The sequence below is a fragment of the Rudaea sp. genome (assembly GCF_036383415.1).
Taxonomy (GTDB): domain Bacteria; phylum Pseudomonadota; class Gammaproteobacteria; order Xanthomonadales; family Rhodanobacteraceae; genus Rudaea.
Genome location: NZ_DASVOK010000049.1, coordinates 1 through 7,304 on the forward strand (window position 1 = coordinate 1; position 7,304 = coordinate 7,304).

General features: G+C 67.1%; 7 protein-coding genes and 1 pseudogene. 3 read left to right on the forward strand and 5 right to left on the reverse strand.

Translation table 11 applies throughout. From position 1 onward, the window contains the following. The coding region (locus VF497_RS01695; RefSeq protein WP_330885632.1) for a DUF3999 family protein at nt 1-482 on the forward strand (482 nt) is incomplete at its 5' end. Here VF497_RS01695 and VF497_RS01700 read toward each other — a convergent pair. The 3 genes from VF497_RS01700 to VF497_RS01710 are packed head-to-tail and all read right to left on the reverse strand — an operon-like array spanning nt 479 to nt 3,136. Continuing rightward, entirely contained in the window at nt 479-1,741 is a 1,263-nt protein-coding gene (locus VF497_RS01700) for an O-antigen ligase family protein (RefSeq protein WP_330885634.1), read from the reverse strand. The genes VF497_RS01695 and VF497_RS01700 overlap by 4 nt on opposite strands. After that, a complete protein-coding gene (locus tag VF497_RS01705; RefSeq protein WP_330885636.1) occupies nt 1,738-2,892 on the reverse strand; it encodes a glycosyltransferase in 1,155 nt (384 codons plus the stop codon). The genes VF497_RS01700 and VF497_RS01705 overlap by 4 nt, the downstream gene beginning before the upstream one ends. A 22-nt stretch (nt 2,893-2,914) precedes the next feature. Then, nucleotides 2,915-3,136, reverse strand: coding sequence for a zinc-finger domain-containing protein (locus tag VF497_RS01710; protein ID WP_330885638.1), 222 nt, complete (start codon nt 3,134-3,136; stop codon nt 2,915-2,917). Between the two features lie 179 nt (nt 3,137-3,315). On the opposite strand from VF497_RS01710, the gene VF497_RS01715 reads away from it, so the two are divergent. After that, on the forward strand, nt 3,316-4,584 hold the full coding sequence (locus VF497_RS01715) for a Yip1 family protein (protein WP_330885640.1): 1,269 nt from the start codon (nt 3,316-3,318) through the stop codon (nt 4,582-4,584). Between the two features lie 157 nt (nt 4,585-4,741). Here VF497_RS01715 and VF497_RS01720 read toward each other — a convergent pair whose 3' ends face one another. Then, on the reverse strand, nt 4,742-5,365 hold the full coding sequence (locus tag VF497_RS01720; protein ID WP_330885642.1) for a YceI family protein: 624 nt from the start codon (nt 5,363-5,365) through the stop codon (nt 4,742-4,744). A 200-nt stretch (nt 5,366-5,565) separates the two neighbouring features. Between VF497_RS01720 and VF497_RS01725 the strand changes: the two genes are divergently transcribed. Beyond that, nucleotides 5,566-6,588, forward strand: coding sequence for a mitochondrial fission ELM1 family protein (locus VF497_RS01725; RefSeq protein WP_330885644.1), 1,023 nt, complete (start codon nt 5,566-5,568; stop codon nt 6,586-6,588). 31 nt (nt 6,589-6,619) lie between these two features. Here the strand turns inward: VF497_RS01725 and VF497_RS01730 are convergent. Beyond that, nucleotides 6,620-7,304, reverse strand: a pseudogene (locus VF497_RS01730) (glutamine-synthetase adenylyltransferase); the annotation flags it as partial.

Genomic DNA, 7,304 nt, shown 5'->3' on the forward strand with positions numbered 1-7,304 from the left:
GGACGCCGCGCGCCGACTTCAGCGCGTTCCGCCTGCAGCAGGGCGGCGAGGCGATCGTCAACGACGAAGCGACGCTGACCGGCGCGGTACGCGACAGCGAATGGCGCGTGCAGTCGGCAACGCCGCTCAACCGCGCGCCGACCTTGAATCTTGCCTGGCGCGCCGACCGCTTCGTCTTTCTCGGCGACGCCCAGCACCGCTATCGCCTCGTCGCCGGCAGCGCGACCGCGCGGCGAGCCGACTATCCAGTCGATGTCGCCCTCGCCCAGTTGCGCGCCAAGCTCGGTGCCGGCTGGCAGCCGCCGCTCGCCGCCCTCGGCACGCGCGAAACCCTCGCCGGCAACGCCGCACTTCAGGCGCCGACACCCGCATCGAAATACGACTGGAAAACCTTCCTGCTCTGGGGCGTGCTCGTCGTCGCCGCGGCGGCGATCGGCTATCTGGCGCTGAGTCTTTTGCGCGGACAGAAATCCGCGCCCTAGTCGCTCAGCTTCGCGTCCCAGTTTTTACTTGTCAGCGCCGCGCAATACAACGCGAGCAGCCACCAGAAAAACAAACCCCAGTCGGCCGAATAGAACGCGAAGTAGCCGTTGATCGGGAACACCATCACGGCGAGCGCAAGGCCCGGCACGAATGCGCGCGAACGTGCGGCCGCATCCGCACGCCGCCATGCGCGCAGCGCGAAGATGACGCCGGCAATCCACAGCGCGAGTCCGATCGTTCCGGTCTCGCTGAGCACTTCGAGGACGAGATTGTGCGCATGGCAGGCGCCGCCGTCGCAGCCCTCGGCGAGGAACTTGTCGCCGCGCTGCGCATAGTCCGGATAGGCGACGCGGAAGGCGCGCACTCCGACCCCGTTGATCGGATGCGCGGCGATCATGCGCAGCGACGTGCCCCAGATCTGCAGACGCCCGGCGGCGGCCTCGTCGACCGCCTGCTCGGTGCCATTGAGCACGCCGAGCGTTCGCTCGACGCGCGCATCGAATGCGGCCGATCCGCGCAATGCGACGAAGCCGACCAGCGCGACGAGCGCGAGCCCCGCCGCGCTCCAGGTCACGAATCGCAGGAACGACCCGGCCTCGCGCCAGAGGAAGACCGCCACGACGAGCGCATACATGATCCACGCGGCGCGCGAACCGGCGAGCAGAACCGGCACGAGCAGCAGCACGAATGCGGCAACGAGGCCGCGCAGGCCGAAGCGCGCGCGCGCGGCGGCGAGCGCGAACGGCGACAGCACCGCGAGCGCCGGACCGAACTTCAGATTGCCAGCACCGAAGATGCCCGACAGGCGTTCCTTCTCGGGAACGCCGGCGAGGCCGTGGCCGGTCAACGCCTGGATCCACGCGTCGAGCGTCCACAACGCGACGACGAGTCCGACCGTGCCGACGAAACGCGGCCAGGGAATCGTCGCAGGCAAGGCCAGCACGACAAACCAGGCAAATGGCAGGAAGCGCAGGAATGTCGCGACGCTCATCCACGAGCGTCCCGGCGCGACCGAATCGGGCGCCGAGATCAGCGCCGGTAGCCAGTAGCAGAGAAAGAGCATCGCCGCGAGACGGACTCCAGCATTGGCCGCCAATGCGCCACGCTGGCGCCAGGCGAGGACGATACCGGCGATCGCGCCGATGTCGATCGCCGCCTCGGCGCTGCGTGCGAACGGCAGCAGCACGACCACCGCGAGCAGGATCGCTGCCGGGCCGTAGCGACGCAGCGACGATGCGGAAGGAGAGGTCAGATTCATCGGCGTATCCGTTCCGGCGCGATCACGTCGCTCGCGCTGCGCACGACATTGTCATACAACGCCAGCGTCGCCGCCTGCATGTCCGCGAGCCGATATTTTTCCAGTGGCGCGACCGGCGGTGCGGCGCGCAGCAGTTCGATGGCACGTTCGAGCAAAGCCGCAGCGTCGCCGAGCGCAACGCTGCCTTGCGGATACAGCTCGGCGAGCAGTTCGCCGACGCCGCCATGCGCATAGCCAAGCACGGGCCGGCCGAGCGACAGCGCTTCGACCACGGTGCGGCCGAACGATTCGGGCTGTGTCGACAATTGCAGGACGAGGTCGGAGATCGCATGCACCTCGCGCACGTCGCTGCGCGGTGGCGTGATCGCGAGACGATCAGCCACTCCGCGTTCGCGCGCGAGCGCTTCGACTTCTTCGATGTACGTTTCTCGCCCCGCCTCGCGCGCGCCGAGCAGGAGCAGACCCGCGTTGACGCCACGCGCGCGCAGTGCGGCGAGCAACTCGACGGCGTCGCGATGGCCCTTCAGGCGCGTGCCGCGGCCGGGCAGCGTCAACAGCGGGCCGCCGGCAAGCTGCGGGAATTCGGCGAAGAAGCGCGCGCGCCAAGCGTCATCCGCACGATAGCCGCGCGGGAACTCGGCCGGATCGATGCCACGTGGAATCACCGTGACACGCGCGGCGTCGAGGCCGGGATAGTGCTTCAACACATAGTCGCGCAGCATGTTCGACACGCAGATCACGCGCTCACCGCGCGTGAGAATCGCGCTGTAGCGTCCGGGCGAGTTGAGCCCGTGCACCGTCGTGACGAAATGCGGCCGCATCGTCTGCGGCATGCCGCGCAGTGCGTGCCAGCCTATCCACGCGGGCAGGCGCGAGCGCGCATGCACGATGTCGGGGCGAATTTCGGCAAGCAGGCGACGCAGCCTCCAGACATGGCGCAGCGTCGCTAGCGATTTGCGGCCGATGTCGAGCGCGATGTGCTCGCTGCCTGCGGCGAGGAATTGATCGACCAGGCGTCCGCCGGCCGAGACCGCGATAGAACGATGTCCGGCGGCGGCAAGCGCCGCGCCGATTTCCAATGTGGAGCGCTCTACGCCGCCCGCGTTGAGTGCTGGCAGCAGTTGCACGACGGTCAGCTTGCGCGTAGTCATCGCGACGCGCGGCAGCGCGGAATCAAGATTTGATCGTGTAGACCGCACCGCAATACGGACACTTCGCGCTGCCCGTGGCCTCGACCGGCAGGTACACCTTGGGATGCGAGTTCCACAGCGACATGCCCGGCATCGGGCAGGACAGCGGCAGGTCGGCGGCGCTGACCTCGTAGCGATTCTCGGCGTTGGCGGGAATCGTCTTCGCCGCGGCGGGGTTCGGCGAGGCAGCAGCAGCGGCGGTCATGGTGCGATCTTCCATACAGGCAGCCGCAGAGCGGCGAGAAAGCGGATTTTAGCAAGGTTCGCGATGCACGCGCAGAAACGTGACCGAGTTCACGATTCGCGATTGTGCAAGGCCGCATTTCCGTGACCCGAAGTATGGGTATGATGCTCCAGTTGCCACTACCGACGGGGAATGCCGCAATGGATTTCAACAAACTGATCGCGCGGGTCAAGAACATCCTGTTGACGCCGAAAACCGAATGGCCGGTGATCGCCTCCGAGCAGGAGACGGTGCAGAGCCTGTTCACGAACTACATCATGATCCTTGCCGCTATTCCGGCGGTGGTCCAGCTGCTCAAGCTCAGCATCATCGGCATCTCGATTCCGATCGTCGGCGGCACCTACCGCGTCGGCATCGGCATGGGCATCACCCAGATGGTGGTGACCTACGTGATCGCGCTCGGCGTGTGCTATCTGATGATGCTCATCGTCGATGCACTGGCGCCGACGTTCGGCGGCGAGAAGAACCAGGTGCAGGCGCTCAAGTCGATCGCCTACGCGAACACCGCGGGCTGGGTCGCGAGCATTCTCGGCCTCGTCGGCCTGCTCGGTTCGCTGGCGGCGCTCGCCGCGGCGATCTACGGCATCTATCTGCTCTACATCGGCCTGCCGAGCACGATGAAATGCGCGCAGGAAAAGGCAGGCGGCTACGCGGCCGCGACGATCATCATCGGCTTCGTGCTGTCGCTCGTTCTCGGCATGGTGCTGGCCAGCGTCACCGGCTTGAGCGGCGCGATGGGCAGTGCGATGAGTGGCAGCCTCAACAGTTCGTCGACCTACACGCCCGACAAGAACAGCACGCTCGGCGCGCTTGCGGCGATGGGCCAGCGCGCGGAGGCCGCGAGCAAGAAGCTCGAGGCCGCGCAGAAGTCCGGTGACGCCAAGGCGCAAGCGGACGCCGCCGGGCAGATGCTCGGCGCGGTGCTCGGCGGCGGCGCGGCGGTCGAGGCGCTCGCGCCCGACGCGCTCAAGCCGTTCGTGCCGGAAACTCTTGCCGGCCTGCCGCGCACGAGTTTCTCGGTGCAGAAGCAGGCGCCGATCGGCATGCAGGTGTCGATCGCCGAGGCGCGCTACGGCAACAACAGCGGGGGCGGCCCGAGCTACGAGCTCACCGTCACCGACGCCGGCGGCGCCACGGGTCTCATGGCGCTGGCCGGATTCGGCGCGCTGGAAAAGGAGGAGCAGAGCGACCACGGATTCGAGAAGACCTACCACCAGGACGGCCGGCTCGTGCACGAGGAGTGGAACAACTCGGGCGACGGCGAGTACACCATCATCCTCGGCGACCGCTTCGTCGTCATGGTACGGGGTTCGCACGTACCGAATGTCGACGCGATCAAGACCGCGCTCGGCGGCCTCAATCTTGCCGGCCTCGAAGCGCTCAAGTCGCAGGGCGTGAAGAAAGGCTGACGCCGTAAGTTTGACGTGCCGCTGCGCGACGCGCAGCAGGTGAGAAGGCTGCCTCCTCACCCGCCGTTTTCTTGCATGGGCTGACGCCCTTCCTCTCGGCCCTCGCTGCACGCCTCAACGGGCAGCTTCCTTCCGGGTGAGGATAACTTCCAACCAGTTACTTCGCCTGCTTCGCATCGAGCGTGATGCGCACGGGGATTTCGTCGCTGACGGCGGGCACATACTTGTTCACGCCGAAGTCCGAACGCTTGATTACCGTCTCGGCGTCGAAACCGGCCGCCTGCGCCTTGAACGGCCCCATCTCGAACAGGCCGATCTTGTTGACCTTGGCATTGAGCGTCACCGGCCTGGTCACGCCGTGCACGGTCAAGTCGCCGGTGATCCTGAGGCCGTTGTCGCCGGCCTTCTCGACCTTTGTGCTCTTGAACGTGATCGTCGGATACTTGGCCGCGTCGAGGAAGTCCGCGCTCTTCACGTGCTCGTCGAGCTTGGCCACGCCGGTGTCGAGGCCGTCGAGCGGCAGAGTGACGGAAACCGACGACTTGGTCAGGTCGGCCTTGTCGAGTTCCACGCTGCCTTCGATCGTCTTCAGGCGCGCGGTCGGGTTGGAGAAGCCGAAGTGGTTCCAGCCGAAAGTGACGTTGCTGTGGGCAGGGTCGATGTCGTACTTCGCCACGGCGGCGGCAGCGGCAGGCGCTTTCGCGCCATCGGCGGCGAAGGCGGGAATGCTGGCGAACAACAGGACAGCCGGCAACAAGACAGACAAGGCAAGACGTTTCATGTGTGCAAATCCTCAGGGGTTGATGGGGTCGATGACGGAACTACAGCAAATTCGGTGAATGGATCGTTATTCGACAAATGGCGTCCGACGGTTCAATCCATCGCGACTCGATGACAAGATGGACGCAGTATATCGACGCACAATCCTTGGATTGTGCTCGCGGATAGGACAGTGAGGCATATCAACCGTACAATCGCCGGGTGAAGCAGGAACTGCCCCATCGCCCAGGACGCGCCGCCGGCGTCGTCGTCATCACCGACGGTGCGGCCGGCAACGAGCGGCAGGCGCTGTCGCTCGCGCTGGCGATGCGGGTGTCGCCACGCGTGCTGCGCATCGCGCTGCGCGCGCCGTGGCGCTGGTTCGGGCCGGGATTCACACGCGGCGCCAGCCTGTCCATCCTGCGCTGGCAGTGGAAGATGCTGTCCGCGCCTTGGCCCGCGCTCGCGATCGGCTGCGGTCGCCATGCCGCGGTGATCACACGCGCGCTGCGCGAGGCCAGCGGCGGTGCGACTTACGCCGTGCAGATCCTCGATCCGCGCGTCGACCGCAAGCATTTCGATCTCGTCGTCGCGCCGCGCCACGACGGCCTCGAGGGCGACAACGTCATCCAGACCATGGGCTCGCTCAATCCGGTCGACGACGCCTGGCTCGCCGCGGCAAAAGTGGAATTTTCCACATTGCAGCAATTGCCGCAGCCGCGCACGGCGCTGCTCGTCGGCGGACGCCGGCACGGACTGGACACCGACGAAGCGTGGTTCGACGCGTTGCTCACCCGGCTCGAGCGCTGGCACGAACGCGACGGCGGCTCGCTGCTGATCACGACCTCGCGGCGCACGCCGCCGGAATGGCGCGAACGCCTGCGCGGCGCGTTCAAGAACGGCACCACCTGCTTCTGGGGCGGCGAAGCCGACGGCGTCAATCCGTATCCGGGTTATCTCGCCGTCGCCGACCGCATCGTCGTCACCCCCGATTCGGTCAACATGCTCAGCGAAGCCTGCGCGACCGGCGCACCGGTATTAACCTCGCTGCCGGCGGGCGCGCCGGCCAAGCTCGCGGCGTTCCATGCCGAACTCGTCGACCAGGGCTGGCTGCACGACATCCACGCGGATGCCGCAGGCAGGCAGCAACCGCCGCCGATGCGCGAAATGGCGATGGTCGCGAGCAAGGTCTGGCATCACATCGAGGCGACGCGGCCCGATGTGGCCGTCGCGTTCGAGCGCTGATTCCTTCGCACCCGCCGGGCGCAAAGCAAGATCAGGCGAATTTGAGGCCGAACGCCGTCGCGATGGCCGTCACCGCTTGCGTGTGGTGCAGCAGTTCCGCGTCGCGTTCGACCAGGCGCGGGCGCGCATCGAGCGTGCAGGTCAGCCCGCGTGCGAGCAGGACTGCATGCGCATCGGCGAGCGCGCGTGCCTGCACGCGGTCGAACAGTCCCGCCTGGCGTGCGAGCGCGATCAGCGCCGCGGTGTTGCCTCTGCGCAGCAGCGCCGCATGCTCATGCGCGTGGATCAGCACGAGCGCCTGCAACAGGAATTCGATGTCGAGCAGCGCGCCCTGCCCCTGCTTGAGGTCGAACTGATCGGCGGTCGAACGATCGCGCTCGACGCGCCAACGCTGGCGCATGCCGACGACCTGCTCGATCACGTCATGTGCGTTGCGCAACTGCGCGAGCGTGGCCGCGCGCACGCCGGCGAAGCGCGCAAGTGTCGCCGCATCGCCCGCGATCGGCCGCGCACGCACGAGCGCCTGTTGTTCCCAGACCCAGGCGCGCTCGCGCTGGTAGTCGGCGAACGATTTCATGCTCGTCACGAGCAGGCCCTTGCCGCCGTCGGGGCGCAGGCGCACGTCGACCTCGTACAGCCGCCCCGCATGCGTCTGCAGGCCGAGCCAGGCGACGATGCGTTGGGCGATGCGCGCGTAGTAGCGCGTACCGTCGAGC